Raw genomic sequence first — 25,341 nt, forward strand, 5'->3', positions numbered from 1 at the left:
ACCAAAAACAAAAAAACTTTGGTATCAACAAACTAGACACACTATTGAGTTGACAAACAACAAACCACACCTAAGCTCTTATTCAGAGCCATGAGTTGGAAGTTTTGGCTGCCGTTGATTCGGAACGCTTCTCGCTGTCCTTGCGGCAACTCGACTAGCTTATCCGTTCCCCGTCTTCTTCGCAACTCGGCGTTCGCACGCCGTTGCCGTTCGGAAGTTGGGGGAGGTAGCTCGTCGGCCTGCCGGACCAGCGGTTCGCTGTTCGTCCTTGCGGCGACTCGGAATACATTACACACGCCCGCGGGACTGCGCAAAACGGCCCTGGGGAGGGCCCGCCACCTCCGGGCCGCGTTCGGACGCGGGGTGGTCGCCCCGCCCCGAGCCGGGCATCGACGCGGCGCCCGCAGACAACGGCCGCACAATCACGTGGCCGCGGTCGCGCAGTGGCGTTACCCGGGTGGCTGCCTCAGTCCCGCAGCAGGTTCTTGCGCACCTTGCCCGTGGCCGTGCGCGGCAGCTCGTCACTGAACACGACCGAGTCCGGCACCTTGAACCCGCTGAGCTGGTTCCGGACGTGGTCGCGCAGGTCGTCCTCCGTGACCGTGGACCCGTTCACCCGCACCACGTGCGCGACCGGGCGTTCGCCCCACTTCTCGTGAGCTACCCCCACGACGGCGACGTCCGCGACGTCCGGATGGGAGTAGAGGGCCTGCTCCACCTCGATGGACGAGATGTTCTCCCCGCCGGAGATGATGATGTCCTTGGCGCGGTCCCGCAGCTGGATGTAGTTGTTGGGGTGCATGACCCCCAGGTCACCCGTGTGGAACCACCCGCCCTCGAACGCCTTCCGCGTGGCGGGTACGTCCTTGTAGTAGCCGATCATCACGTTGTTGCCCCGCAGCACCACTTCCCCCACGGTTGTACCGTCCGCCGGCACGTCCTCGAGGGAGTCGTCCACCACGCGGGCGGATTCCGCCTGGATCATGGCCACCCCCTGCCGGGACATCTGCTGCGCCCGCTCCCGGGGCGAGAGCTCACGCCACTGTTCCTGGGGTTCGCAAATGGTGATGGGGCCGAAGACCTCGGTGAGCCCGTACACGTGGACGATGTCGAAGCCCGCGCTCTCCAACCGCTGGATGATGCTCGGCGCGGGCGGGGCCCCGGCGGTCGTGATCCTGATGGTGTGTTCGAGTGGGTGGGCCTCCGAGGCGTCCACGATGATCGAGCACACGGCCGGCGCGCCGCACAGGTGGGTGATGCCCTGCTCGTCGAACGCGCGCCAGATCTCGTCCGCGCGCACTGCCCGCAAACACACGTGCGTGCCACCCGCGGCGGTCACGGCCCACGTGGTGCACCACCCGTTGCAGTGGAACATGGGCAGGGTCCACAGGTACCGCGTGGCGCCAGTGAACCCATTGTGGAACACCTCCCCGAGGCTGTTCAGGTACGCCCCGCGGTGGCCGTACAGCACCCCCTTGGGGCGCCCCGTGGTGCCGGAGGTGTAGTTCAGGGTGATGGGCGCGTTCTCGTCCGCGACGCCGTAGCCGACGCCGCGGACGTTGCCGCCCGACGCACCCGGTCTTGCCTGCTGGGCGGGCTCGACGTCGATGAACTCCTCGAACGTGGACACTCCCGACCCCGCGCCGTCGCGAACAGGGTGCACGCCCGCCTGCGGGTCGTCGATCTGCACGAGCGTCACGTCCGACCCGTCACCGAGGGCCTGTGCGACGGTCTCGAGCACCGAGGTGTCCGCGAGCACCACGCGGGCTTCGCAGTGCTCGAGGATGTAGCTCAGTTCCCGCGCGCTCAGTCGCGGATTGAGCGGCACCAACACTGCCCCGGCCGCCGGCACGGCGTAGTGCGCCATGAGTGTCGCGGGAAGATTGGGCGCGATCACCGCGACCGTGGGCCACGAGCACTCCAGCAACTCCGCGCCCTGGAACGATTCGTTCCCCTCACCCGAGGCCCCCGCGGATCGCTCGGACCCGGCAGTGTCGCCCGACGCGGCAGTTCCGGGCGAACCGCCCGTGACCGGTGACCCGGCGGACTCACGCGACCCCGCGGACTCGGGCGACCCAGCGGCGTCGTCCGATCCAGCGGACCCCCGGGAAGCAGCGCCCGCCGAGCCGTCGGAACCGGACAGCAGCGGCAACAGCGCCGTGGCGAACCGGCGCACGTCCCGTTCGAACTGCTCGTAGCTCCACACCCGCGAGCCGTGCACGATCGCCGGGCGGTCGGGGAAGACCTCGGCACTGCGCTCCAGGAAGCGCAAGGGGGTCAGCGGCTCGGTGTTCGCGAACATGGTGCTCCTGGATCGGTGGCGGGCCGGGTGCGCCCCGCGAGACTTACTTGTACGCGGAGATCCCTGTGATGGACTTGCCGATGATGAGGGCCTGGACGGTCTCCGTGCCCTCGTACGTGTGGATGGCCTCGATGTCCGCGAAGTGCCGTGCCACCCGGTTCTCCATGAGGATCCCGTTGCCGCCCAGCAGGTCGCGGGCGTTCATGGCCACCTGGCGGGCCGTGCGGGTGGCGGTGTACTTGGCGAGGGACGCCTGCGGCCCGCTCAGTGTGCCCGCCTCCTCCTTGCGTGCCATGGCCATCACCAGCGTCTGGATCTGGGTGAGCTCACTGAGCATGCGGGTGAGCCGCTCCTGCACGATCTGCGACGCCGCCAGCGGGCGCCCGAACTGGTGGCGCTGCATGGCATAGTGCACCGCGGTCTCGTAGCACGCCTGGGCGTGACCCACCGCGGCCCACGCCACCCCGATGCGGGTGGCGAACAGCACGGCCGAGGTGTCGCGGAAGTTCTTGGCGTGGGGCAGCACGTTCTCGGTGGGCACGAACACGTTCTCGAGCGTGATCTCCGCCTGGTGGATGGCGCGCAGTGCGAGCTTGGCCTTCATGGTGGTGCCCGTGTAGCCCTCGGACTCCTGGGGGACCACGAAGCCGTGGACCGCGCCGTCCTCGTCGCTGCGGGCCCACACCACGGTGATCCCGCCCATGGAGCCGTTGCCGATCCACTTCTTGGCGCCGTTGAGGATGTAGCCGCCCTCCACCGGCGTGGCCCGGCTCTCGAGCCCGATGGAGTCCGAGCCGTGCGCCGGCTCGGTCAGCGCGAACGCGCCGAGCAGGTTGCCCGTGGCCATGTCCGGCAGCCACCGCTGCTTCTGCTCCTCGCTGCCGCACAGGGCGATGGACCGCATGGCCAGCCCGCCCTGCACACCGGACACGGTGGAGATGGAGCCGTCCCCGCGGGAGAGCTCCATGGCCACCAGGCCCGCAGCCATCTTGGACATGGGGGACATCCCGGGGACCTCCACTCCATCGCGCAACAGGTCCATCTCGCCCATGCGCCGCACGAGGTCCAGGTTGTACTCGCCACGGTCCCAGTACTCCGCGATAACGGGCAGGACTTCCTCCTGCACGAATGTGCGGGCCCGCAGCTGGTGGGCGCGGTCCTGTTCCGAGACACCCTCGTAGATCCCGGCCTCGTCCGTGGCCAGGGGCTCGTTGAGGTCGTAGTGCGGCTCGAGCGTGCCCGTGGGGAAGCCCTCGGGGTGCTCGATGGTGATGCCAGTGGTCTCCGTGCTGTCCTTGCTCATGATGACTCCTCGATCCTTGCTGGAAGCTGCTACTGCTGGGCGGCGTTGAACCGGGCACCGCGGACGCGCTCGGCGGCGCCGGTGCGGTCCAGGTAGGGGGTGATGCCGCCCAGGTGGAACGGGTAGTTGGCGCCCAGGATCATGCACAGGTCCACGTCCCGTGCGGAGGCGACCACGCCCTCGTCGAGCATGTGCCCGATCTCGTCCGCGAGCGCGTCCTGGACGCGCGTGAGCAGCTCTCCCCCGGCGCCGTCGTCCGACGACGCCGCAACGCCGCTCTCCTGCCGCGTGCGCTCGAGTGCGTCGTGAGCCTCGGGCGAGAGGTAGGTCTGCGAGGTCTCGCCGCGCGCGGGCAGCGTGTGGGTCAGACCGGCGTCCGCGACGGCGTCGAGCCACGGAGAGAGGGTGAACCGGTCCGGGTAGGCGTCGTTCATGGTGTGCGTGATGTGCACGAGCACGGCGGGGCCCACGAAGTCCAGCAACTGCAGGGGGGTCATGGGAAGCCCCATGGCGTCCAGGGCGTGGTCCACGGTCTCGGGGTCTCCCCCGGCGTCCATGGCGCGGCCGATCGAGTCGAACATGCGCGTGAGCACGCGGTTGACCACGAAGCTCGGGGCGTCCTCCACGCGCACGGCGATGCGACGCAGCTTGGCCGCGAGGTCGAACGCGGTGGCCAGGGTGGAGTCGTCGGTCTTCTCGCCCGCCACGATCTCGAGCAGGGGGGTGACCTCCACGGGGTTGAACACGTGGAAGCCCACGAGTCGCTCCGGGTGCTGCAGGTCCCGGCCCATAGCGGTGATGGAGAGGGAGGAGGTGTTGGTCGCGAGAATCGCGTCCTCCTTGATGACCGGTTCCCACTGGGCGAAGACCTGGCGCTTGACGTCCAGCTCCTCGAACACGGCCTCGATCACGAAGTCCGCGTCCGCGAGGTCCTCCGGGCTCTCGGCCCCCGAGATCAGGGAACCGAGCTGCTCCGCCTGCTCCGCGCTCATGCGGCCCTTCTCGGCCTGGGCGGTGAAGCGGTCGCGGGTGCGCTGCACGCCCGTGGCGAGGCGCTCGTCGTCGAGGTCGGTCATCACCACGGGGACCCGGGCGCCCTGGGCGATGAGGGACGCCAGCTGGCCCGCCATGAGGCCCGCGCCGATCACGGCGGCCTTCTTGATCTCGCGGACAGGGGCGTCCGGGACGTTGGCGGCCTGCTTGCTGCGCGCGCTCACGAGCTCGAACGCGTACAGGGACGCGCGGGCGGCGTCGGACTGCACGATCGAGCTGAAGAGCTGGACCGCGGCGGCACCGTTGGCCTGGCGGGTGTCCGTGCGCGCACGGCCCACGAGGTCGATCGCGGCCACCGGGCCGGGAGCGGCACCGTGCCACGCGGCGTGGGCCTTGGCGGCAGCCTTGTCCACGGCGGCCTGCCAGGTCTGTTCGTCGTCGTCGGCGCGGCGCGGTTCGTGCTTGCCCTCGAGTGCCTCCACGACCCAGCGTTGCCACGCCGTCTCCCACTCGTCCGTACCGGGGGCAGCATCCAGGACGGTGTCCACGAGACCGATCTCCGCGGCCTTGGCGGGCTTGAGGTTCCGCCCGCGCATGGAGTCCGTAACGATGATGTTCAGTGCCGCCTCAGCGCCCACCAGGTGCGGCAGCAGGTAGACGCCGCCCCAGCCCGGAAAGAAGCCCAGCCGGCACTCGGGCAGACCCATGGGTGCCTTGCCGGACGTGGCCAAGCGGTAGTCGGTGTGCAGCGCGAGTTCCAGACCGCCGCCGAGGGCCACCCCCGTGATGAGCGAGAACGTGGGAACGGGCATCTCCGCCAGGACGCCGAAGGCCTCGTGCCCGGAGCCGACGTAGTCCTCCGAACCCCCGTCGAACTGTGCGGCGCGGATCTCCTTGAGATTGGCCCCTGCACCGAACGACTTCTCGTTGCCCGTGACCACCACGGCCTCGACTTGCGAGGTGTCAATGGCCGAGAGCTCCCGGCGCAACTCCCGCATGGCCTCCGAACCCCAGATCACGAGCCCGTTGGGCTCCGTAGAGCCCAGGGACACCAGGGCGATCGGTCGTTCCCGCCCGGGCAGGACGGGACGGGTCACGTCGATGGTCACGGTGGACGGGAAGGTCTGTTCGCTCACGCTTGGCTCCTGTGTCTGGGCGAAGGGTGGTGTGGCCCACAGTATCGCGAGAACAGTCTGACGTGAGACTGCGTCTCACGTCAAGACATTCAGTGTCACCCGGCCCCCGGATCTCCGGTACGTCCTGGATAGGCTGATCCGGTGACTCTCCAGCTGCCGCTGCACTCGGACCGCTTGCGCTTCCGCTGGCCCACCGATGCCGACATCGAGCCCATGCACTCCTACCAGTCCCGCGAGGACTACGCCATGCATGCATGGCGCGAACCCCGCGACATGGACCACGTGATCAGGACGGTCGAGGCCAATCGCGAACCCGGGTCCTGGTCCTCCGACGGCGACAGCCTGCGGGTCGCGATCTCCCCTCACGACTCCGACGAGCTCGTGGGCGAGATCGTGCTGACCCTCGTGGACGCGGAGTCCGCGCAGGTGGAGATCGGCTGGGCGTTGCACCCGGACCACACGGGCAAGGGGTACGCCGCGGAGGCCGCGCGCACCGCCGTCGACGCCGCGTTCGAGCACCTCGGCGCGCACCGCGTCTTCGCGCGCCTGGACAGTCTCAACGTGGCGTCCGCGAAGGTCTGCGAGCGCGTGGGCATGCGCCAGGAGGCGACCCTGCGGGAGAGCCACTACCAGTTGGGCGAGTGGCGCGACGAACTCGTCTACGCCGTGCTCGTGTCTGAGCGACGCGCGGACTGATCCGCCGCGGGGACACGCACCTCGTCGGAGAGTCGCGCCCCGGCGAACCCGCCGCCCTCGGAGGCGTCCTGCTCCCCACCGGGCCGGACATCCCGCGCGAGCTGCGTGCCACCCGGGGCTAGGGCCTCGTACACCGAGCGCGCCGTCCGCTCGGCGACGTCCCGCGCGTCGACCCCCTCGGGGACGATGACGACCACGGGCGCCGGGCCCGCACCGTCGTCCGCGGAGCGAAGTTGCTGAACCGGGCGCCCGGGAACGAACGAGAGCCCGAAAAGGGTGCACAACCACGCGATGCGCCGATTGAGTCCCGCGGCCAGCCGCTCGCCGTCCGCGGCCTGGGGATCGTGCAACCACGTGCGCAGGTAGGCGTTGTGCACGGCCACGATGGCGGAGGCCAACGAGATCGCCGTGACCCGCCGGTCGGGGCCGTCCGGCAGGACGCGGCGCAGGAACTCCCGGAACACCCGCTCGTACCGGTGGGATGTGGCGAGCTCCCGGTCCCGCAACGCCTCGACCCGCTGCAGCAGTCGGTGTCGTGCGAGCGCACGGTCCGCGTGGTCCAGGTTGTACCGGAACACGAGCTGCACGCCCTCACTCACCCCCGCCTGGGCGGTGAGGTGCGGGCGGTTGAGCAACTGCTCCAGCCGCTCCAGGTTGGACGCGTGATCCGCGAACACGATGTCCTCCTTGGACCCGTACTTGCGGAAGAACGTGGCGCGACTGACCCCCGTGGCGTGTGCGAGCTGGTCCACGGTGGTGGCGTCGTAACCCTGCGCGGCCAACAGGCGGATCGCTGTGGTGACGGCGTCGCCGCTCACCCCGGGTGCGGTACTCATCTGGCCTCCTGCGGTGATGGTAACCGTGCGGCGAGGCCGCCGCGGTGCGGCGACCACGTCCGCGGGCCGCGCCGGTTCGGGAGCCGGCCCGCCGACGCGCTCAGCCCCCGAAGGCCTGCGTGACCTGGCCCGGGACGGACACGCGCACCGAGTAGAGGGAACCGGCGGTGGGCTGGACGTCGTCCGGGAGGTCCTCGCGCGACGTCGTGATGTACAGCGTGCGCAGGTCCTCACCCCCCAGCGTGCACGCGGTGGTTTGCGTGGCGCCCACAGCGACGACGGTGTCCAGGGCCCCGTCCGGGAGGTAGCGGTGGACCTGCCCCGCGCCGTAGAGGGCGACCCACACCGCGCCCTCGGAGTCCACGGTCAACCCGTCCGGGCTCACCGAGACGCGGCCCGGTTCGTAGCTCTCCTCCGGGTCCGTGGCGGCCGCGGCGGCGTGGTCGTCCAGGACGGGCGCGACGAACGTGCGGCGGTTCTGCAGGCCGGCCTCGGGGCTCCAGTCGAAGACCGAGACCTCGTGGGTGGGGGTGTCGTTGTAGTACGCGAGGGTGCCGTCCGGGGACCACGCGATCCCGTTGGAGATGCTCACGTTCTCGAGGACGGGCTGCCACGACAGATCCGGCGCGACCCGGTACAGCGTGGCCGCGCCCTCGGTCTGCTCGTACGCCATGGACCCCACGTAGAAGGAGCCGTCGGGGGCCACACCGCCCTCGTTCATGCGGATCTCGGGGTCCCCCCACATGGGGATCTCCCGCTCCACTGCGCCCGTGGGATCGGTGAGGACCACTCCCCGTTCCACCGCGATGATCTGCCCACCCGAACGGCGCGGACGCACACACGCGGCCACGGCGTCCACGTGCTGGCGGCGCGGCTGGTCGTCCGGGGTGAACGTCATGACGTCCCCGGCGAGCATGTCCACCCAGGCCAGCCCGTTCCATTCCTTGCTCCAGCACGGCCCCTCACCGTGGTACATCCACGACGGGGTGATCCTCTGGGCGGTGAGCTGCTTCACGACTGCGACCTCCTGGGGCTGTTGTGGGCGGGGAGCGACATGCTGGGAATTCTGTCGCGGTCGTACGTGATCTGCGTGTACCCGTGCGGGGCGGGCTTGCCGTCCTCCCCGAGGTTCACGAACACGATCTTGTCGATGCTCAGGATCAACTCGCGGGTGATCATGTTGCGCACCTGCGCCCGCATGGTCAACGAGGTGCGTCCGAACGTAGTGGCACTGAGGCCCATCTCGATGATGTCCCCCTGCACCGCGGAGGAGACGAACTCGATCTCGGACATGTACTTGGTGACCGCCCGCTGATTACCCAATTGCACGATCGCGTAGATCGCCGCTTCCTCGTCGATCCAGCGCAGCAGCGATCCCCCGAACAGGGTGCCGTTGGCGTTGAGGTCTTCCGGCTTGACCCATTTGCGAGTGCGGAACGAGATGTCACCGTGGTGCTGCATGCCCCCAGCCTAGGGGACCGCCTGGACACCGGGCAGCGAACGGCCCAGCTGGCGGGGACCAGGAACGTGGTGTCCACCCCGTAGTGCTCGATGTCCGCGAGCACTTGCGAGGGCACGAATGTCCTGCGCACCAGGGTCGTGCTGCCCCGCACAAGCGCGTGCACGGTGAACGAGTTCAATGCACCGATGTGGAACAGCGGCGCCGTCGCCCCCCGAAGCCTCCCCGCCCTGCGAACCGTCCGGGATCCAGGGCACGGCGGGGTCCGTGTCCGTGACGACGACGCTGCCGCCCTCGTAACCCTCCGCGAGCGGCAGTGCCGCTTCCGGGGCGGGGACGTGACCGGGCTCCACGATGGTCACCGCGGGGGTCGATCGGGTGTGCAGGCCTGCGACCTCGCGCGGGGCGAGTCGGAAGTTCCGGGGCTCGAAAACCGCGCCGAGCCACCATGCGGCGAACATGGTGCGCAGGAAGACCTCGGAGTTCAACCCCAGTGAGGCGACCCGGTCCTCGGTGCCCACCCCGGAACGCGCGAACGCGCCCGCGAGACGCCGCACGCTCTCGGTGAAGTGGGCGTAGTCCACCGTCTCGTCCTCGTAGATCACCGCGGGGTGCTCGGGGCTGTAGCGCACCTGGTAGAGCAGACCTCGCACGGGGTTGATGTTCACGGGGTGGCTCATGGCGGCTCCTGACATGGGCACGGGCACCCCGCAAGTCCCCTGAGTGATATACGTCACCCTAGCAAGCGGTCACGGCGTTGTGGTCACTGCATCGGTGATGCACACTGGTCCAGCCGTCACGTGTCAGCGGCATCCGTCATGGGCCCCGGCTCCGCGATCCTCACCCGTTCGCGCGGCGGTCCCGGTATGGAAGGAAATCCTCATGTCCGATCAACGCCCCCTTGCCATGGTCACCGGTGGTTCCTCCGGCATCGGGTTCGAACTGGCCAAGCAGTTCGCCCGGCACGGCTACGACGTCGCCCTGTCCGGCTCGAGTGACCGCGTCCATGAGGCGGCCAGGAGCATCGAGGAGCTCGGCGCACAGGCCTACCCGTTCCAGGCGGACGCCGCCACCTACGACGGTGTCGAGGGCTTCTGGAACTTCGTGGCCGAGCTGGGTCGTCCCCTGGATGCCGCGGCCCTGAACGTCGGTATCGGACTGGGCGGGGCGTTCATGGACACCGACCTCCAGGACGAGTTCCGGCTCATCGACATCAACGTCAAGGGCACCGTACATATGGCCAAGCGCGTCGTGCAGCACATGGTCCCCAACGGCCACGGGCGCATCCTCATCGTGTCCTCCATCTCCGCCACGACGCCCACTCCCTACGAGACCGTCTACGGCCCCTCCAAGGCATTCGGTTTCTCCTTCGCGGAATCGTTGCGCGAAGAGTTGCGTGACACCGGCGTGACGGTCACGGCGCTCTTGCCCGGTGCCACGGACAGCGACTTCCACTCCAACGCCGGCATGGACAACACGGCGCTCGGGCCGGGCGCCACCAAGAACGACAAGGTCCTCGTGGCCCAGCAGGGCTTCGAAGCATTGCTCAATGACGTGGACGAGGTCGTGGGCGGCGATGAGGAGACGAAACAGACCCGCGAGGACAACCGCACCACCCCCGAGCCGGTGAAGGCGCACCGGCAGGCGGAACTGACCCGCCCGCGCGGCGACTGAGAGCGGGACGCAAGCCGGTGATGATGGTGCGCCGGTGCGTTCGTCCGTCATGATGCGTGCATAACCGAAACCTCCACGGCCTCCACCGCGCAGACACCCGACCCCGGGCCAGAGTTCCAGCGCAAAGTGCTGACCGTGCTGGCGCTGGGCCAGATCCTGGGTGGGCTGGGAACGGGTGCGACCCTCGCGTTGGGTGCCCTGCTCGTCACGGAGGTCTCCGGGAGCAGTGCGGCGTCCGGGTTGGCGGCCACCATGAACACCCTGGGTGCCGCCATTCTGGCCATCCCCCTGGCGCGGTTGGCGCAACGTCGTGGTCGGCGGATCTCCCTGACCACCGGCGCCCTCGTGGCGATCGCGGGGGCAGGCGCTGGGGCTGCCCCAGTTCACCGGCGGGTTCGTGATCGCACTGTGTGCCCAGGTCCTGGGGGCCATCGTGTACTTCATCGGATTGCGCCCGGACCCGCTCAAGGTCGCCCTGTCCCGCGGTGAATCGGTGGCCTCCACACCCAGCCCGGCCGGCGGGTTCACCCTGTTGCGCACCGTCCCCGCGGCTCGGCGCGCGGTGCTCGGGGTGGCCCTGTCCCACGCGGTGATGGTGGGTCTCATGTCCATGACACCCGTGCACCTCACGACCCAGGGGGCCACGCTGTCCGTGGTGGGGCTGACCATCTCCCTGCACGTGGCGGGGATGTATGCCCTTTCCCCCGTCGTCGGCTGGCTCGCGGACAAACTCGGTCGCGCCGCCACGGTGCTCGTGGGCCAGGCCCTGTTCGCGGTCGCGCTCATGCTCACATGGTTGGGCGCCGACCACCAAGGGCTCGTGTTGGCGGCCCTGATCCTGCTGGGACTGGGCTGGTCCGCGTCCACGGTGTCCGGGTCCACGATGGTCACCGGGTCCGTGGCGACCCACGACCGCCCCGGACTGCAAGGAACCTCCGACCTCACGATGAACCTGTGCGGCGCGGCCGGTGGGGCCCTCGCGGGGCCGGTCCTGGCGCTCGTGGGTTTCTCCGGACTCGGCCTGATGGCCCTCGTGTCGGTGGCAATCACCACGGTGACGGCGATGCGCTCGCTGCGTTCCGGGAGCGACACCCCGAATCCGGCCGAGGCCTGAATCGCCCCTGGTGCGTCGTGGGCCCGGGCGGGACCTATCTGAGCGCCGCCGGCAAGCGGGACCTGCAGAAGGACAGCGCCCGGCCCCAGGACCGCGCGTGGATCGCCTCCATCACCAAGGCGATGATCGCGGTGCTCGTGATGCAGCGCATCGAGGCGGGGCAATGGAGTCTGCGCACGACCATCGACCAGGTCACCCCGGGGCTCTACCCGGGCCACGGCGGCGTGACCGTGGCGCAACTGATGAACCACACCTCGGGCATGCCGGACGGGATCTACTCCTTGCTCCCGGACCGGGAGTGGTACACGTGGACCGTGCAGGACCTGGAGGCCGCGGTGGTCCCGTACCACTCCGAGCAGGAACTCGTGGAACTCAGCCGCAGGCTGCCGTGGGAGTTCGAGCCCGGGACCGGCTGGTCCTACTCCAACGTCGGGTACGTGGTGCTGTCCATGTTGCTCGAGGCCGCCACGGGGTCGCGCATCCAGGACCTCGTGCGGGACCGGGTGTTCAAGCCCGCCAAGATGCAGGAGTCACGGCTCGAGGAGTCCACGCTGGTCCGAGGCCGCTACCTCCTGCCGTACGGCAAGTTCCAGGCCGGGCTGGCGCCGCTGCCCATGGTCAACCCGTCCATCTTCTCCGGCGCGGGCGGGGTGTACGCGACCGCGGAGGACATCACCGACTTCACCGGCGCCCTCATGACCGGACAGTTGCTGCGCAAGGACCTCGTGGACGCCATGGTCACTCCCGTGGGCGCGGCTCAGCAGGCGCGCTACGGCTACGGCCTCTACCTCATCAACGGTCCCTGCCGCACCGCGGCGGGCACGCCCGAGGTGCTCATCGGTCACGACGGCGCCGGCTTCGGCACCCGTGCGGTGTCCTTCACCACGCGGGACGCCTCCCGACGGATGGCCCTGGCCTACACGGGCCGCTCCTACGTGGAGGAGGGTCCGGACCCGGATGCGGCCATGAACGCCGCGCTCATCGCGGGCTTCCGTGCCACGTGCCCGGCGAGCGCCCCGACCACACCGGCTTCCGGCAAGGGGCCGGCCTCCGGTGGCGCGGGCTCGCTGCGGTTGTAGTGCCGAGCAGGCCGTAGTACCGCGCCGACTGTTGTGTCACGTCGGCCGTGGTTTCACGCCAGGGGGTGCATCGGGTCTCAGCGACCGGTGCGCTCCCGGTGTTTGCACCCGGGCCAGCAGCACGGGCGGCGCTTGCCCTCGTGCATTTCCTCCTCGGTGCGCCGGATCCGCCGCTGCCGGGTCTCCGGCTTCTGGGCATCCTCCACCCAGCACACGAACTCGTTGCGCCCGAGCGGAGTGAGTCCGCGCCACAGCTCGGCGGTCACGGGGTCCAGCGCGAGCGCTTCGGCGAGGTCCGCGGGCAACTCGTGGACGACGCCGCCGGGGAGCCCGGACTGGGTGTTCGCGCCATCGATCGTGGCCGGGTTCTCGGCGGTCTCCGCGCCGTTCTCGTTCTGCGTGTCCGTCACGTTCGTCGCGTTCTCCGCGGACGACGCCGCAGTCCGGGTCGTGTTGGTCATGGTTCTCTTCCTGCGCTGTCACCTGTCGCCGTGGATCCCCGGCAAGCAGCAGCGTGCCACGCGACGGACCGAAGACGTCCATTACTCGATTCATGAATATCCGGGGCGAAGCCCCGCCCCCACCGGGCTCACGCCAGGTAGAACCCACCGTCCGAAGTGAGGACCTGGCCGACGATCCATGCGCCGTCGTCCGTGGCGAGCCAGCCGATGAGGTTCGCGGGATCGCTCGGCGCCCCGAAGCGGCCGAACGGGGTGCCGTCGATCAACTCCTGGATCTGACCGAGTGGACGGTCCGTGGCATCGGGGGACAGGTACCCGGTGTCCACCGGTCCGGGGTTCACGGTGTTGAGCACGATGCCGAGTTCGAGCAGCTCCGCGGCCACGGTAGCGGTGACCCCGGCGAGCGCGGCCTTGCTCGTGGCGTACGCGACCTCGCCGCGCATGGGCCCGTGCCCCTGTCCCGAGGTCATCCAGAAAACCCGCCCCGTCGGTGCGGTGAACCTCCGCTCGCGGTCGCCCCGGATGCGTTCTCCCGGCCGCGCCGGAGCGGTCGGGGCGTCGGCCTTGAGGAGCGCGAACGCCCGGGTCAGCAGCAGCGTGGAGCGGGTGTTGGTCTGCCAGAACGCGTCCAGCGCCTCGGGGGTCATGTCCAGGATGGAGCCGTCCCCACCGCTCCTGGCGTGGTTGCACACGAGGATGTCCAGCGACCCGGTGAGCTCGCTCGCGGCATCGATGAGCGGTCGGATCCGTCCGGGGTCCCGCAGATCCGCGCTCATCTCCCCCAGCCGCGCACCCCCGGTGAGTTCGGCCCGCAATGCGTTCACGACGTCGCTCAGATCGTCCGCGCCCCATGGCTGGTCCTCGTCGTGCGGGCCGTAGTGGTGGATGAATACACTCGCGCCCAGCCGCGCGAAGGTGCGGGCAACGGCGAAGCCGATGCCGCGGCGTCGTGACACCCCGGTAACCAGCGCCGTTCGGCCGCGCAGGGGCAGGGTTCCGGGTGAAGCCGTCATGAATCCAGTCTGCCAGCGCCGCTTATTGAGACCGGATCGATGGATTGTCTCAATAAGACTCCTATTGAGACAATCAGGATCAGCAGTTCCATCAAGGAGCACCATGGCCACCTCCAACTGGCCCGCGATCGGCCACGAGAGCCACCGCTGGGTCCGCCGCGATCCCATGGCATCCCATCGCGCGCGGATCCGGAACACGGGGGACTTTGCCGCCGCGGTGGTCCCCCGGATCTTCGCCGAACGGACCGGGCGCAGGACGTTCGGCTCCTGACCCCGGAACGGCGTGATGCCGCCCCACTGCATAACAGGATCAACTCCTGCACAGCGGGGCGGCATCCTTCATGGGCGACTTCGGGATCACGGCCGCCACCAGGGCGATCCCGAGGTGGCCGTGACTAACCCAGCAGCCCACCCACCCGGCGCATGAGGTCGGCCAGTCGAGCGGCGTCGTCGTCCTGGAGTGCGGAGAAGAAGAGCTCCTGGACGTCCCGCGCGTGGGCGGGGCGCAGTTCGCGGAAGGCGCGCAGGCCCTCGGCTGCGAGCACCGCCTCGAAGCCGCGGCCGTCGCACTCCACGCGGCGGCGTTCCACCCAGCCGCGATTGCCCAGCACACCGATCTGGTAGCTCAACCGCGACGGCGAGAAGATCAGGCGGTGCGCCAGCTCACCCATGCGCATCCGGTGCTCGGGCGCGCTGTAGAGCAGCAGGAGCAACTGATAGTCCATGAGCGAGCAACCGTGCTGCTTGAGCCGCTCCTCGATCCGGGCGGTGAGCAGCGCGGTGGTCTCGAAGTAGACCTGCCACGCGTCCCAGTCCTGCCGGGACGCGTCCGATATACCCGCACGCGCCGCATCATCGAGGAATTCCGCGCCACCAATGCATGCCGCGCCGGTGGTGTCCGCGCCGTCCGAACTCGTCACGGGCCCGGACGGCGCGGTCTCGGCTTGCGCGGTCTCGACGTGCGCGGACCCGGGCGGCGCAGCCTTGGACAAAGCAACGGCGCGGGTGGCCGTGTCGCTCACGATCCCACCGAGGCCAGCAGGCTCGCGAAGTCGGGGACGTCACTGAACTCGTCCTTGACCTCGCGGCGCAGACCCGGCCGAGCGGCGTCGCCCTGGGAGGCGCCGTCCGTGGAACCGGCACTGCCCCGCGAACCCGCGAGCAGCATGGCGCCGAGCGAGGCGCCCACGCGGTCGATCCGGCGCTGCAGGTCGTTGTGACCCCAGTCCTCGGACGCCGCGTAGATGCCCAGGGGCAGCACGAGGGCCTTGAGGTAGCTCAGCAGCGGCCGCATGGCGGTGTCCAGCACGAGCGAGTGCCGCGGGGACCCGCCCGTAGCGGCGACCACGGTGGGCAGGTTCTCGAGCGCGGACTCGTCGATCACGTCGAAGAACTGCTTGAACAGCCCCGAGTAGGACGCCTTGTACGTGGGCGACGCGGCGATCAGGCCGTCCGCGGTGAGCACGGTGTCGATCGCGTCCTGCACGGCGCGCGAGGCCACATGGGTGATCATCATGTCGGTCAGCCCGTGGGCCAGATCTCGCAGCTGGATCACCTTGATGTGCACGTGCTGCCCGGCGTTCTCGACCGTGGTGCTCGCGGCCTGGGCGATCGCCTCGCCCAGGCGCGTGGTCGTGGAGTCCTCCGACAGTCCCGCGGTCACCACCGCGAGGGTCAACCGATCGGTCATGGTGTCCTTCTCTCTGACGTGGTACGTGAACTTACTTGGCGTTCTCGTGGTCGCGCTGCGCGGCCTCCGCCTGCTGTGCGCGATCCTTCGCGGCCTGCGAATCCGGGCCACCGCCGGGGATCGGGTCCTTGCCCGCGGCGTGGCGCGCCACGAGGGACTCGTGGGTGGGGGCCTCGGGCACGTGGGCCGGGCGAGCGGCGTCGAACTCCTTGCGCAGCACCGGGACGACCTCCTCGCCCAGGATGTCCATCTGCTCGAGGACGGTCTTGAGCGGCAGGCCGGCGTGGTCCACCAGGAACAGCTGACGCTGGTAGTCACCCGCGTACCCGCGGAAGGACAACGTGCGCTCGATGACCTGCTGCGGGGATCCCACGGTCAGCGGGGTCTGCTCGGTGAAGTCCTCGAGCGACGGGCCGTGACCGTAGACCGGCGCGTTGTCGAAGTACGGGCGGAACGTACGCATGGCGTCCTGCGAGTTCTTGGCCATGAACACCTGACCACCCAGACCCACGATCGCCTGATCGTAGGAGCCATGGCCGTAGTACTCGTAGCGCTGGCGGTAGAAGTCCACCATGCGCTCGGTGTGCTCCTTGTTCCAGAAGATGTTGTTGTGGAAGAACCCGTCACCGTAGAACGCGGCCTGCTCCGGGATCTCCGGGGAGCGGATGGAACCGTGCCACACGAACGGCGGGACGTCGTCCAGCGGGCGCGGCGTGGCTGTGAAGCCCTGCAGGGGCGTGCGGAAGCGACCGGAGTAGTTCACGCTCTGCTCGCGCCACAGCCGGTACAGCAGCTGGTAGTTCTCCACGGCCAGCGGGATGCCCTGCCGGATGTCCTTGCCGAACCACGGGTACACGGGCCCTGTGTTGCCGCGACCCAGCGTGAGGTCCACGCGCCCGTCCGCTAGGTGCTGGACGTACGAGTAGTCCTCCGCGATGCGCACGGGGTCCGTCGTGGTGATCAGCGTGGTGGCGGTGCCCAGCTGGATCTTCTCGGTCTGCGCCGCCAGGTGGGCCATGAGGATCGGCGGGTTTGCGGGCGCCACGAACGGCGGGTTGTGGTGCTGGCCCATGGCGAACACGTCCATACCCACCTCCTCCGCCTTGCGAGCGATGGCCACGGTGGCCTTGATCCGCTCGTTCTCGGTGGGGGTCTTGCCGGTGGTGGGGTCCTGGGTCACGTCCCCGATGGTGAAGATGCCGAGTTGCATGTCGGCCTCCTTGGCTTGTGGTCGACGACGCCGCAGCGCGAGTGCCGCAGCTCCGTTCCGTAGATATTTCAAATTTGAATTACCTATATAATGCGCTGCCGCGGAGATTTATTCCAGGGAAAATATCCGGGTGTGGCGAACGGCACTCGGGCCTACAGTGGTGTCATGAGATCACCCATCGGGCGGCTGATCGCTCTCCTGCTCCTGCTTCTTGCGCTGACCGGGTGTTCGGGTCACTATCCCGCGGACCCGCACGGGACACTCGAGCACGTGACCGGCGGGGAACTCCGTGTGGGTGTCTCGCACAGTCCCCCGGAGACGGATCTCGGACCCAACCCACCCACGGGCACCGAAGTGGATCTCGTGCGGCAGTACGCCGAGACCGTGAGTGCTCACGTCACCTGGACTCCCGGCGGCGAGGAGGATCTGGTCAAGCAGCTGAAGAACGGCCACCTGGACCTGGTCATCGGTGGGCTCACGAAGGACAGCCCGTGGGACACGGAGGTGGGCATCACCCGCGGTTACGCCGAATCCACCGACGAGTTCGGCGACACCCGGAAACACGTCATGGCGGTACGCAACGGGGAGAACGCATTCCTCATGGACCTCGAAGCATTCCTCGCCGACCACGGAGGCAGGTCATGAGCGCGCAACACCACCCGGTGGACGACGAGCAACTTCCGCCGGAGATCACCCGAGCGCTCACCCGGGCCGTGCGCCTGGAATGGCTCACCATCGGGACCCTCGCGGTCACGGTGATCCTCGTGTTCCTCGTGCTGGGGAACTCGCAGGCCATGAAGACGGCATGGGTCGAGGACCTGTTGTCCTTCATCCCGCCCATTGCGTTCCTGGTCGGCGTACGGATCACCCGCCGCCCGGCCACCGCGAAGCACCCCTTCGGCCATCACCGCTCCGTGGGGATGGCCCACCTGGTCTCGGCCACCGCGCTGCTGGTCATGGGGACATATCTGATCGTCGACTCGGGCAGCAAACTCATCACGGCGGAGCACCCGTCCATCGGCGGGATCCAGCTGTTCGGCACCACGGTGTGGCTCGGCTGGTTGATGATCGGGGTCCTGGTTGTCACGGGCATCCCGCCGGTGATCCTGGGGCGCATGAAGTTGAAACTCGCGACGCCCTTGCACAACAAGGTGCTCTTCGCGGACGCGGACATGAACAAGGCGGATTGGATGACCTCTGCCGCGGCCACCACGGGTGTGATCGGGATCGGCCTGGGGTGGTGGTGGGCGGACGCCGTGGCGGCCATCGTGATCGCCATGTCCATCCTCAGGGACGGGATCACCAACCTCCGTGCGGCCGTGGCCGGGCTCGCGGATGCCCGTCCCACCACCGTGGACAACAAGGAGCCTCACCCGCTCAATGCGGACGTGGACGCCTTCCTCCGACAGCTGGAGTGGGCGCGCGTGGGTGCCGCACGCGTACGCGACGAGGGTCAGGTGTTCCAGGTCGAGGGATTCGTGGTTCCCCGCACCCCGGACGTCGCGACTCCCGATCGCCTGGACGCCGCCCGCAAACAGCTACTGGCCCTGGACTGGAAGATTCGCGACGTGGTGCTCATCCCCGTCAACACGCTTCCGCGGGTCCTGGAGGCCGAGGAGTTCGAGGGTCATTCGCACTAGATTGTTGAACAATCCTCCCGCGTGCGGCATTCTGGAACTCGGTACTGAGACGGAGGTCACGCATGACGGTCATCGATCTGAACAGCGACGTGGGCGAGTCGTTCGGCAACTGGCACATGGGCGACGACCCCGCCATCTTCCGTTCCGTCTCCTCCGCCAACGTGGCCTGCGGGTTCCACGCCGGGGACCCGGGCACCATGGCACAGACGTGCCGGGACGCGGTGGCCGCAGGAGTCACCGTGGGCGCCCACGTGGCGTACAGGGACCTGGTCGGTTTTGGCCGACGATTCCTGGACTGCTCCCCCACCGAACTCGCCGATGACGTGCTCTACCAAATGGGTGCACTCGAGGCGATGGCGCGCTCGGCCGGCACGACCATCAAATACGTCAAACCCCACGGGGCGCTGTACAACACGATCGTCCACCACGAGGCACACGCGCAGGCGGTCGTGGACGCGGTCAAGGCGTTCGGCGGTGACCTCCCGTTGCTGCTGCTGCCCGGTTCCGTGGCCCTGGACAAGGCCGAGCGGGCGGGATTGCGCGGGGTGGCCGAGGCATTCGCCGACCGAGGGTACACCCCCGAGGGCACGCTGGTCTCCCGCCGCGAGCAAGGCGCTGTGTTGCACGACGCCGCCCAGGTCACCGAGCGCATGATCCGCCTGGCCGAACACGGCACGCTGACCGCGGTGGACGGCTCCACGGTGCATCTCGCCGCCGAGAGCATTTGCGTGCACGGGGACACCCCCGGGTCCGCAACCATGGCCGCCGAGGTCCGCGCGGGTCTGGAGCGCGCCGGCATCACGATCCGGTCGTTCGTGTGAGCGGCCGCGACTCGACGACGCACGGTCCGGGCACCGCCCACGACGGCACGGGCGTGCCCTCCCCGGCCACTCCGCGAGCCGCCAACGTGACGCGGAGCGGATCCGGCGCGCCGCGCACCGCACCCCGGGACCGAGCCACCGCGCCTTCCACGTCCTCGTCGGCAGCACCCGACACGGCCACCCCGCCGCGGACGGGTCTGCGCTGGGCCGGCACGCGGGCCTTCCTGATCGAGTGCCCCTCGCTCGAGCACGTGATGCGGCTGCATGCCCACCTGAGTGCCCATCCGTACCCGGGTCAGCTCGATGTCCTGGCCGCCGCGGAGACCGTGTTGCTGACCTTCACAACTCCCGCCGCGGCGCGGAGGGCCGCGAGCGAAGTCGTCGACATCCGGCTTGATTCCACCGAGCCGGCCGCGGGTAAGGACGTGGCGATCGACGTGGTCTACGACGGCGAAGACTTGGCCGCCGTGGGAAAGCTGACCGGGCTCGGCGAGCGCGGCGTGATCGAGGCGCACACGGGAACCGGCTGGACGGCGGCGTTCGGCGGGTTCGCGCCGGGATTCGCGTACCTTGTGGCCGACGGCGATCCGCTCGAGGTGCCGCGCAGGGACTCGCCCCGCACCGCGGTGCCGGCCGGGTCCGTGGCGCTCGCGGGACGCTTCTCGGCCGTCTACCCACGGCGTTCCCCCGGGGGTTGGCAGCTGATCGGTCACACGGACGCGCCGCTGTGGGACGTGGACCGGGAGGAGCCCGCCCTGATCCGACCGGGTGACACCGTGCGCTACCGGGCGGTGCGCGAACTCGTGGCGGTGTCCTCAGAGACGGCACTACCCGCGTCGCGCCGGGAGCGGAAACACGCCCTGATGATCGAGGATCCCGGGATGCAGTCCCTGCTCCAGGACCGCGGCAGACCCGGCCGAGGCGACCTGGGCGTGGTGGCCTCCGGCGCCGCGGACCGCGCGTCGGCCGAGCAGACCAACCGGCTGGTGGGCAACTCGCCCGAGGCCGCCGTGATCGAGACGCTGCTGGGTGGACTGTCGGTCACGGCCCGCGGGCACCACGTACTGGCCCTCAGTGGCGCGCCCACTCCGGCCCGGATCGAGGGACCCCTCGGCGGACGCGCCGTCACGTGCCACGCTCCGTTCGCCTTGTACGACGGCGAGCGCCTCACCCTGGGAGCCCCGGACAGAGGCCTGCGCACCTATCTGGCAGTGCGAGGTGGGATCGACGTACCCGAGGTGCTGGGGAGCCGCTCCTCGGATGCGCTCTCCGGGATCGGACCGGACCCGTTGAGCGCCGGTGACGAGCTCCCGGTTCTCAAGGCCGCCGCGGGCCGGACCGTGGGGTTGCCCGAACCGCCGGCGGTCACGCTTCCCACCCCCGGGGAGACCGTCACCCTGCGGGTGAGCCCGGGGCCCCGTGACGATTGGTTCACGCCGGAAGCACTCGAGACGTTCACCTCGCGGGACTGGGTCGTGAGTGAGCAGTCCAACCGCGTGGGGGTGCGCTTCGAGGAACCCCCCGAGGGCCCGCCGCTCGAGCGTTCCCGCGAGGGCGAACTGGCGAGCGAGGGCGTGGTGGCCGGTTCCCTGCAGGTCCCCCACTCGGGGGTTCCCGTGCTCTTCCTGGCCGACCATCCCGTGACGGGCGGCTATCCCGTGATCGGGGTCGTACTTCCGGAGGACCTCCCCCTCGCCGCGCAGCTACCCCCGAGCAGCGCGGTCCGCTTCACGTTCACCGATCCGCCCCACCCCGCATCCGACACCGCAGGAGACACACCATGAAGAAGGTCCTGATCGCCAACCGCGGGGAGATCGCGGTGCGGATCGCGCGGGCGTGCGCGGACGCCGGCCTGACCTCGGTGGCCGTGTACTCCGAACCTGACGCCGACGCCTTCCACGTGCATATGGCCGACGAGGCCTACGCCCTGCCCGGTTCCGCCTCCGCGGACACCTACCTGCATATCGACCGTCTGCTCGCCGTGGCTTCCCGTTCCGGCGCGGACGCCGTGCACCCGGGCTACGGGTTCCTGTCCGAGAACGCGGACTTCGCGCAGGCCGTGGCGGACGCCGGCCTCACCTGGATCGGTCCATCCGCCCGGGTCATCCGCGAGCTGGGCAACAAGGTCACCGCCCGGGCCATCGCCGTGCGCGCCGGCGCTCCCCTGGTTCCCGGCACGGACGGTCCCGTGGACGACGCCGCTGCGGCCCGGTCATTCGCCGAGGAGCACGGACTGCCCATCGCCATCAAGGCCGCCTTCGGCGGTGGTGGTCGTGGGATGCGCGTGGCCAGGACCATGGACGAGATCGATGCGGCGTTCGAGGCGGCGGTGCGCGAAGCGACGTCGGCGTTCGGGCGGGGCGAATGCTTCGTGGAGCGTTTCCTGGACAAGCCCCGCCACGTGGAGGCCCAAGTCGTGGCAGACACCCACGGTTCCGTGATCGTGGTGGGCACGCGTGACTGCTCACTGCAACGGCGGAACCAGAAGCTCGTGGAGGAGGCCCCTGCGCCGTTCCTGACCGATGAGCAGCGCACGACGATTCATGAATCCGCGCGCGCCATCTGCCGGGAGGCCGGGTACACCGGGGCGGGCACGGTCGAGTACCTCGTGGCCCCGGACGGGCTGATCTCCTTCCTGGAGGTCAACACGCGGCTGCAGGTGGAACACCCCGTCACGGAGCAGACCGCGGGCGTGGACCTCGTGCGGGAACAGTTCCGCGTGGCCGACGGGTTGGCGCTGAGCCTCACCGAGGACCCGTCACCGAACGGGCATGCGTTCGAGTTCCGACTCAATGCGGAGGACCCGGCCCTCGGGTTCCTCCCCACTCCCGGCGCGGTGGAGGCGTTCGAGGCGCCCACGGGCTCGGGGGTGCGCATGGACACCGGTGTGCGTTCCGGGTCCGTGGTGCCCGCCGAGTACGACTCCCTGCTGGCCAAACTCATCGTGTGGGGCGAGGACCGGCAGCAGGCCCTCGTACGCGCGCGCGCCGCGCTGCGGGAGCTCGTGATCCGCGGGGTGCCCACAGTGGTCCCGTTCCACCGGGCGGTCCTGGAGGAGCCCGCGTTCACGTCCCCGGACGGGATGGGGGTGTACACCACGTGGATCGAGGACGAGTTCACACGCAAGCTGGAGGCCTCCCCGTACGTGGCGCCCGGGGCCGGCGAGCGCACCACGGTCACGGTGGAGATCGACGGGCGCGCCCATCAACTGGGCCTGCCCGCAGACCTTGCCGCCGCCCTCCTGGGTGGCGGATCCGTCGCAGGTTCCGGGTCTGATTCGGCATCCGGGGGCGCCGAATCGCGGTCCGGTGAGACCGCGGGGGCGGGGGCAGAAACCGGGGCGGCGTCGTCGCCCCATGAGGACTCGGCAGGAACGAGCCTGGTGGCGCCCATGAACGGGACGATCGTGACGTGGGCCATGCAGGACGGCGCCGAGGTGGTCGAGGGCGACACCGTCCTCACCCTGGAGGCGATGAAGATGGAGACGCCCGTCCGCGCTCATCGCTCCGGCACGCTGACCCGGGCGGACCTGGCGGAGGGGTCCGCCGTGCGCAAGGGGCAGACGCTGGGAGAGATCGCGTGACGGCCGTCGAGCCGCGCGAGAACGCCCAGGCGAGTGCCCAGGCGGGCGCCCAGGCGGCCCGGCAGTTGCGCGCCCGCATCTCGAACGGCCAACTGCCCCCGGGAGCGAAACTCTCGGAACAGGCCGTGGCCCGGGAGCTGGGGGTCTCGCGCAACACCTTGCGCGAGGCGTTCACCATGTTGGCGGCGGAGCGCCTCGTGGATCGGATCGCGCACCGGGGTGTGTTCGTCGCACAGCCCGACGCCGACGACGTCCGCGACCTCTACGCCGCCCGCGGCGTCCTGGAGCCGGGCACCATGCTGTGGGGTGCGCCCGATCCGCAGTCGCTGTCCCGGCTGAGTGCGCTCACCACCTCGGCGCTCGCCGCCCGGAATGCCGGGGACGTGCCGGCCATGGCGGATGCGAACCAGGGCTTCCACCGGGAGCTCGTGGCGTCGTCCGGTTCGGCGGAGCTGGTCGCGGTCATGGATCGGTTGTCGGCGCGGATGCGGCTGGTGTTCCACGCGATGTCCACGGATCCGCAGTTCCACGCGCGCTACGCGGTGCGCAATACCCAGGTGCTGCGATCTCTCGAGTCCGGCGACCGTGACCGGGCCGTGCACCTGCTCAGGGAGTCCCTGACCGCGGCACGGGACGAGATCCTCGCGCACCTGACCTGACGGGTCGGGTGGGCGGGATCAGGACCAGAGCTTCGCGAGGCCTGCCAGGGAGTTCCACGCGAGATACACCGTGAGCAGCCAGGCGAGGACACCCACCACGAGCAGCCACACCGGGTAGCGGTAGCCGTGCAACAGATCCCTGCGGCGCCATGCGACCCACAACAGGATGGCGAAACCGAAGGGCAGGATCAGTGCGTTGAACGCACCGGCGAAGATGAGCAGGGTCTGCGGTGCCTGGCCCAGGAAGAGGTAGACCACCGCGCAAACCGCGATGAAGGCCACGGTGAGCAGGTTCCGGGTGCGCGGTTTGCCCTGGGACGAGGTCACGAAGGAGATGGACGTGAACGCGGCCCCGATGACCGAGGTCAGCGCCGCGGCCCACAGCACCACACCGAAGATCCGTACACCGATCTCACCGGCCGCGGCACCGAAGGCCTCCGCCGCCATGTTGTCGCTCGTGAGGGAGACCCCGCCGGCCACCACGCCGAAGATCGCGAGGAACAACAACACACGCATCACGCACGTGACCAGGATGCCCAGCACGGAACTGCGCGTGATCTCCCGGACGCTCTCCGCACCGGTGACTCCCGAGTCGATCATGCGGTGCGCGCCGGAGTACGTGATGTACCCACCCACCGTGCCGCCGATCAGCGTGGTGATCACCAGGAGGTCGATCCGCTCCGGCAACACCGTGTTCTTCAGCGCCTCCCCCACGGGCGGAGCCGCCACGATGGCCACGTACAGCATGAGCAGGATCATGACGGCGCCCAACAGCACCACGATGCGGTCCAGCGCGAGTCCCGCGCGCTTCGACAGGAAGATCAACACGGCGATCGCGGCGGAGATCCCCCCGCCGATCTTGGGATCCAGGCCCACCATGGCGTTGAGGCCCAGACCGGTTCCCGCGATGTTGCCGATGTTGAAGACCGCACCGCCCAGGAAAACCAGCGCCGCGAGCACCGCCCCGGCACCGGGCAACACCCTCCCGGCCAGTTCCTGCGCCCGGCGACCCGAGATCCCGATGACCCGCCACACGTTCAGCTGCACGGCAATGTCCACGAGGATCGAGAGGAGGATGGCGAACGCGAAGGCAGCGCCCAACTGCACCGTGAAGACGGTGGTCTGGGTGATGAAACCGGGCCCGATGGCACTCGTGGCCATGAGGAACATGGCCCCCAACAGGGCACTGCGGTGCCCGGTGGTGCGCTGGGGCGTTTTCCCGCCCTCGGTCACGGACTCGCCGGGCTGCGGGCTGGGACTGACAGAGGACATGCTTCCATCCAAGGGGTCACGCGAGCGGGGACACATTCGTGCAATGAAGGCAGCCTATAGGTTGTTCAACAATCTGCCCAGCGAATTTTTGGGACAACTGACGGCGCGGCGGCAATGTTCGAGGCATCCCCAGACCATGCCCGAGATTCTGGGTAGCGAAAAGCGGCCCTTCCCAAATGAGTGTGGGTAAGGGCCCAAGCGGGGTGCGTGTCACGGGGGTCGGGTAGGGGTCGAGGCCTCCAGGATGGGGGTGCTGAATCCAACCGTCCTCGAAGGCCTCGATGTGTCCCATGCTATGTGCGCGCCGGCGTGCGCGCTCTTCGACCTGTCCGATGTCCACGTGCTCACGATCGAGCGGCACCGCTCCTCGTTCACCCTGGTGGTCGAGACCGTGCCGTCA

24 protein-coding genes are annotated in these 25,341 nt (G+C 69.3%); 11 read left to right on the forward strand and 13 right to left on the reverse strand.

The features are described from left to right. Nucleotides 1-466 precede the first annotated feature (466 nt). From RF650_RS12875 to RF650_RS12885, 3 genes are read right to left on the reverse strand one after another with little or no spacing between them, the layout of a single operon-like run. The gene (locus RF650_RS12875) at nt 467-2,302 is read right to left on the reverse strand and encodes an AMP-binding protein (RefSeq protein ID WP_368815120.1); all 1,836 of its coding nucleotides are present in this window, start codon (nt 2,300-2,302) and stop codon (nt 467-469) included. Between the two features lie 43 nt (nt 2,303-2,345). Continuing rightward, entirely contained in the window at nt 2,346-3,605 is a 1,260-nt protein-coding gene (locus RF650_RS12880) for an acyl-CoA dehydrogenase family protein (RefSeq protein ID WP_064846384.1), read from the reverse strand. A 29-nt stretch (nt 3,606-3,634) separates the two neighbouring features. After that, nucleotides 3,635-5,734 carry a 3-hydroxyacyl-CoA dehydrogenase NAD-binding domain-containing protein gene (locus RF650_RS12885; RefSeq protein ID WP_131333665.1) on the reverse strand — a complete coding sequence of 700 codons (2,100 nt, stop codon included), beginning with the start codon at nt 5,732-5,734 and terminating at the stop codon, nt 3,635-3,637. 141 nt (nt 5,735-5,875) lie between these two features. On the opposite strand from RF650_RS12885, the gene RF650_RS12890 reads away from it, so the two are divergent. Further along, the gene (locus RF650_RS12890) at nt 5,876-6,430 is read left to right on the forward strand and encodes a GNAT family N-acetyltransferase (protein ID WP_094067136.1); all 555 of its coding nucleotides are present in this window, start codon (nt 5,876-5,878) and stop codon (nt 6,428-6,430) included. Here RF650_RS12890 and RF650_RS12895 read toward each other — a convergent pair. The 4 genes from RF650_RS12895 to RF650_RS12910 all read right to left on the reverse strand — a co-directional run bounded on the left by RF650_RS12895 (nt 6,394) and on the right by RF650_RS12910 (nt 9,405). Next, nucleotides 6,394-7,266 (reverse strand): TetR/AcrR family transcriptional regulator, encoded by an 873-nt coding sequence (locus tag RF650_RS12895; protein WP_131333666.1) that lies wholly within the window; start codon nt 7,264-7,266, stop codon nt 6,394-6,396. The two genes, RF650_RS12890 and RF650_RS12895, sit on opposite strands and share 37 nt — an antisense overlap. Nucleotides 7,267-7,366: 100 nt before the next feature. Continuing rightward, a complete protein-coding gene (locus tag RF650_RS12900) occupies nt 7,367-8,281 on the reverse strand; it encodes an SMP-30/gluconolactonase/LRE family protein (RefSeq protein ID WP_131333667.1) in 915 nt (304 codons plus the stop codon). Then, nucleotides 8,278-8,727, reverse strand: a complete 450-nt coding sequence (locus RF650_RS12905) for an acyl-CoA thioesterase (RefSeq protein WP_084118111.1) — start codon at nt 8,725-8,727, stop codon at nt 8,278-8,280. Before RF650_RS12905 ends, RF650_RS12900 begins: the two co-directional genes overlap by 4 nt. 9 nt (nt 8,728-8,736) lie before the next feature. Then, nucleotides 8,737-9,405: an AMP-binding protein gene (locus RF650_RS12910; RefSeq protein WP_165489824.1), complete on the reverse strand. Its 669-nt coding sequence runs from the start codon at nt 9,403-9,405 to the stop codon at nt 8,737-8,739. Nucleotides 9,406-9,607: 202 nt separating this feature from the next. On the opposite strand from RF650_RS12910, the gene RF650_RS12915 reads away from it, so the two are divergent. From RF650_RS12915 to RF650_RS12925, 3 genes are all read left to right on the forward strand, one after another. Continuing rightward, nucleotides 9,608-10,399, forward strand: a complete 792-nt coding sequence (locus RF650_RS12915; RefSeq protein ID WP_206069156.1) for an SDR family oxidoreductase — start codon at nt 9,608-9,610, stop codon at nt 10,397-10,399. 397 nt (nt 10,400-10,796) lie between these two features. Beyond that, nucleotides 10,797-11,513 carry an MFS transporter gene (locus RF650_RS12920; RefSeq protein ID WP_368815121.1) on the forward strand — a complete coding sequence of 239 codons (717 nt, stop codon included), beginning with the start codon at nt 10,797-10,799 and terminating at the stop codon, nt 11,511-11,513. A gap of 17 nt (nt 11,514-11,530) precedes the next feature. Then, nucleotides 11,531-12,592 (forward strand): serine hydrolase domain-containing protein, encoded by a 1,062-nt coding sequence (locus tag RF650_RS12925; RefSeq protein WP_368815122.1) that lies wholly within the window; start codon nt 11,531-11,533, stop codon nt 12,590-12,592. Nucleotides 12,593-12,669: 77 nt separating this feature from the next. On the opposite strand, the gene RF650_RS12930 is transcribed toward RF650_RS12925, so the two are convergent. Together RF650_RS12930 and RF650_RS12935 are read right to left on the reverse strand one after the other, a co-directional pair. Beyond that, nucleotides 12,670-13,053, reverse strand: coding sequence for a YdeI/OmpD-associated family protein (locus RF650_RS12930; protein ID WP_242670507.1), 384 nt, complete (start codon nt 13,051-13,053; stop codon nt 12,670-12,672). A gap of 128 nt (nt 13,054-13,181) precedes the next feature. Next, nucleotides 13,182-14,066 (reverse strand): SDR family oxidoreductase, encoded by an 885-nt coding sequence (locus tag RF650_RS12935; RefSeq protein WP_131333671.1) that lies wholly within the window; start codon nt 14,064-14,066, stop codon nt 13,182-13,184. 103 nt (nt 14,067-14,169) lie between these two features. Here RF650_RS12935 and RF650_RS12940 point away from each other — a divergent pair, with 103 nt between their 5' ends. Beyond that, on the forward strand, nt 14,170-14,337 hold the full coding sequence (locus RF650_RS12940) for a hypothetical protein (RefSeq protein WP_368815123.1): 168 nt from the start codon (nt 14,170-14,172) through the stop codon (nt 14,335-14,337). A gap of 124 nt (nt 14,338-14,461) precedes the next feature. Here the strand turns inward: RF650_RS12940 and RF650_RS12945 are convergent, their stop codons facing one another. The 3 genes from RF650_RS12945 to RF650_RS12955 are packed head-to-tail and all read right to left on the reverse strand — an operon-like array spanning nt 14,462 to nt 16,966. Further along, a complete protein-coding gene (locus tag RF650_RS12945) occupies nt 14,462-15,088 on the reverse strand; it encodes a MarR family winged helix-turn-helix transcriptional regulator (RefSeq protein ID WP_368815124.1) in 627 nt (208 codons plus the stop codon). Beyond that, nucleotides 15,085-15,756 (reverse strand): CE1759 family FMN reductase, encoded by a 672-nt coding sequence (locus RF650_RS12950; protein WP_239320950.1) that lies wholly within the window; start codon nt 15,754-15,756, stop codon nt 15,085-15,087. The genes RF650_RS12945 and RF650_RS12950 overlap by 4 nt, the downstream gene beginning before the upstream one ends. 31 nt (nt 15,757-15,787) lie before the next feature. Then, the gene (locus RF650_RS12955; protein ID WP_098055323.1) at nt 15,788-16,966 is read right to left on the reverse strand and encodes an LLM class flavin-dependent oxidoreductase; all 1,179 of its coding nucleotides are present in this window, start codon (nt 16,964-16,966) and stop codon (nt 15,788-15,790) included. Nucleotides 16,967-17,131: 165 nt separating this feature from the next. On the opposite strand from RF650_RS12955, the gene RF650_RS12960 reads away from it, so the two are divergent. From RF650_RS12960 to RF650_RS12985, 6 genes are all read left to right on the forward strand, one after another. Beyond that, on the forward strand, nt 17,132-17,611 hold the full coding sequence (locus tag RF650_RS12960; protein WP_206479140.1) for a transporter substrate-binding domain-containing protein: 480 nt from the start codon (nt 17,132-17,134) through the stop codon (nt 17,609-17,611). After that, nucleotides 17,608-18,606, forward strand: coding sequence for a cation transporter (locus RF650_RS12965; RefSeq protein WP_131333674.1), 999 nt, complete (start codon nt 17,608-17,610; stop codon nt 18,604-18,606). Before RF650_RS12960 ends, RF650_RS12965 begins: the two co-directional genes overlap by 4 nt. Before the next feature lie 62 nt (nt 18,607-18,668). After that, nucleotides 18,669-19,427, forward strand: coding sequence for a 5-oxoprolinase subunit PxpA (locus RF650_RS12970; protein ID WP_311254279.1), 759 nt, complete (start codon nt 18,669-18,671; stop codon nt 19,425-19,427). After that, entirely contained in the window at nt 19,424-21,211 is a 1,788-nt protein-coding gene (locus tag RF650_RS12975) for a 5-oxoprolinase/urea amidolyase family protein (protein ID WP_368815125.1), read from the forward strand. The genes RF650_RS12970 and RF650_RS12975 overlap by 4 nt, the downstream gene beginning before the upstream one ends. Continuing rightward, nucleotides 21,208-23,010 (forward strand): biotin carboxylase N-terminal domain-containing protein, encoded by a 1,803-nt coding sequence (locus tag RF650_RS12980; RefSeq protein ID WP_131333676.1) that lies wholly within the window; start codon nt 21,208-21,210, stop codon nt 23,008-23,010. The genes RF650_RS12975 and RF650_RS12980 overlap by 4 nt, the downstream gene beginning before the upstream one ends. Continuing rightward, nucleotides 23,007-23,669 (forward strand): GntR family transcriptional regulator, encoded by a 663-nt coding sequence (locus RF650_RS12985; protein ID WP_131333677.1) that lies wholly within the window; start codon nt 23,007-23,009, stop codon nt 23,667-23,669. The genes RF650_RS12980 and RF650_RS12985 overlap by 4 nt, the downstream gene beginning before the upstream one ends. An 18-nt stretch (nt 23,670-23,687) precedes the next feature. Here the strand turns inward: RF650_RS12985 and RF650_RS12990 are convergent, their stop codons facing one another. Continuing rightward, nucleotides 23,688-24,941: an NRAMP family divalent metal transporter gene (locus RF650_RS12990; protein WP_239320930.1), complete on the reverse strand. Its 1,254-nt coding sequence runs from the start codon at nt 24,939-24,941 to the stop codon at nt 23,688-23,690. Between the last annotated feature and the right edge of the window lie 400 nt (nt 24,942-25,341).

It is taken from the genome of Kocuria sp. CPCC 205297, from assembly GCF_040981035.1.
Taxonomy (GTDB): domain Bacteria; phylum Actinomycetota; class Actinomycetes; order Actinomycetales; family Micrococcaceae; genus Kocuria; species Kocuria marina.

Excerpts from the sequence above, each read along its gene's own strand:
- RF650_RS12875 (WP_368815120.1), bottom strand. The coding sequence starts at position 2,302 with ATGTTCGCGAACACCGAGCCGCTGACCCCCTTGCGCTTCCTGGAGCGC.
- RF650_RS12880 (WP_064846384.1), bottom strand. The coding sequence starts at position 3,605 with ATGAGCAAGGACAGCACGGAGACCACTGGCATCACCATCGAGCACCCC.
- RF650_RS12895 (WP_131333666.1), bottom strand. The coding sequence starts at position 7,266 with ATGAGTACCGCACCCGGGGTGAGCGGCGACGCCGTCACCACAGCGATC.
- RF650_RS12905 (WP_084118111.1), bottom strand. The coding sequence starts at position 8,727 with ATGCAGCACCACGGTGACATCTCGTTCCGCACTCGCAAATGGGTCAAG.
- RF650_RS12910 (WP_165489824.1), bottom strand. The coding sequence starts at position 9,405 with ATGAGCCACCCCGTGAACATCAACCCCGTGCGAGGTCTGCTCTACCAG.
- RF650_RS12915 (WP_206069156.1), top strand. The coding sequence starts at position 9,608 with ATGTCCGATCAACGCCCCCTTGCCATGGTCACCGGTGGTTCCTCCGGC.
- RF650_RS12930 (WP_242670507.1), bottom strand. The coding sequence starts at position 13,053 with ATGACCAACACGACCCGGACTGCGGCGTCGTCCGCGGAGAACGCGACG.
- RF650_RS12935 (WP_131333671.1), bottom strand. The coding sequence starts at position 14,066 with ATGACGGCTTCACCCGGAACCCTGCCCCTGCGCGGCCGAACGGCGCTG.
- RF650_RS12940 (WP_368815123.1), top strand. The coding sequence starts at position 14,170 with ATGGCCACCTCCAACTGGCCCGCGATCGGCCACGAGAGCCACCGCTGG.
- RF650_RS12950 (WP_239320950.1), bottom strand. The coding sequence starts at position 15,756 with ATGACCGATCGGTTGACCCTCGCGGTGGTGACCGCGGGACTGTCGGAG.
- RF650_RS12955 (WP_098055323.1), bottom strand. The coding sequence starts at position 16,966 with ATGCAACTCGGCATCTTCACCATCGGGGACGTGACCCAGGACCCCACC.
- RF650_RS12960 (WP_206479140.1), top strand. The coding sequence starts at position 17,132 with ATGAGATCACCCATCGGGCGGCTGATCGCTCTCCTGCTCCTGCTTCTT.
- RF650_RS12965 (WP_131333674.1), top strand. The coding sequence starts at position 17,608 with ATGAGCGCGCAACACCACCCGGTGGACGACGAGCAACTTCCGCCGGAG.
- RF650_RS12970 (WP_311254279.1), top strand. The coding sequence starts at position 18,669 with ATGACGGTCATCGATCTGAACAGCGACGTGGGCGAGTCGTTCGGCAAC.
- RF650_RS12980 (WP_131333676.1), top strand. The coding sequence starts at position 21,208 with ATGAAGAAGGTCCTGATCGCCAACCGCGGGGAGATCGCGGTGCGGATC.
- RF650_RS12990 (WP_239320930.1), bottom strand. The coding sequence starts at position 24,941 with ATGTCCTCTGTCAGTCCCAGCCCGCAGCCCGGCGAGTCCGTGACCGAG.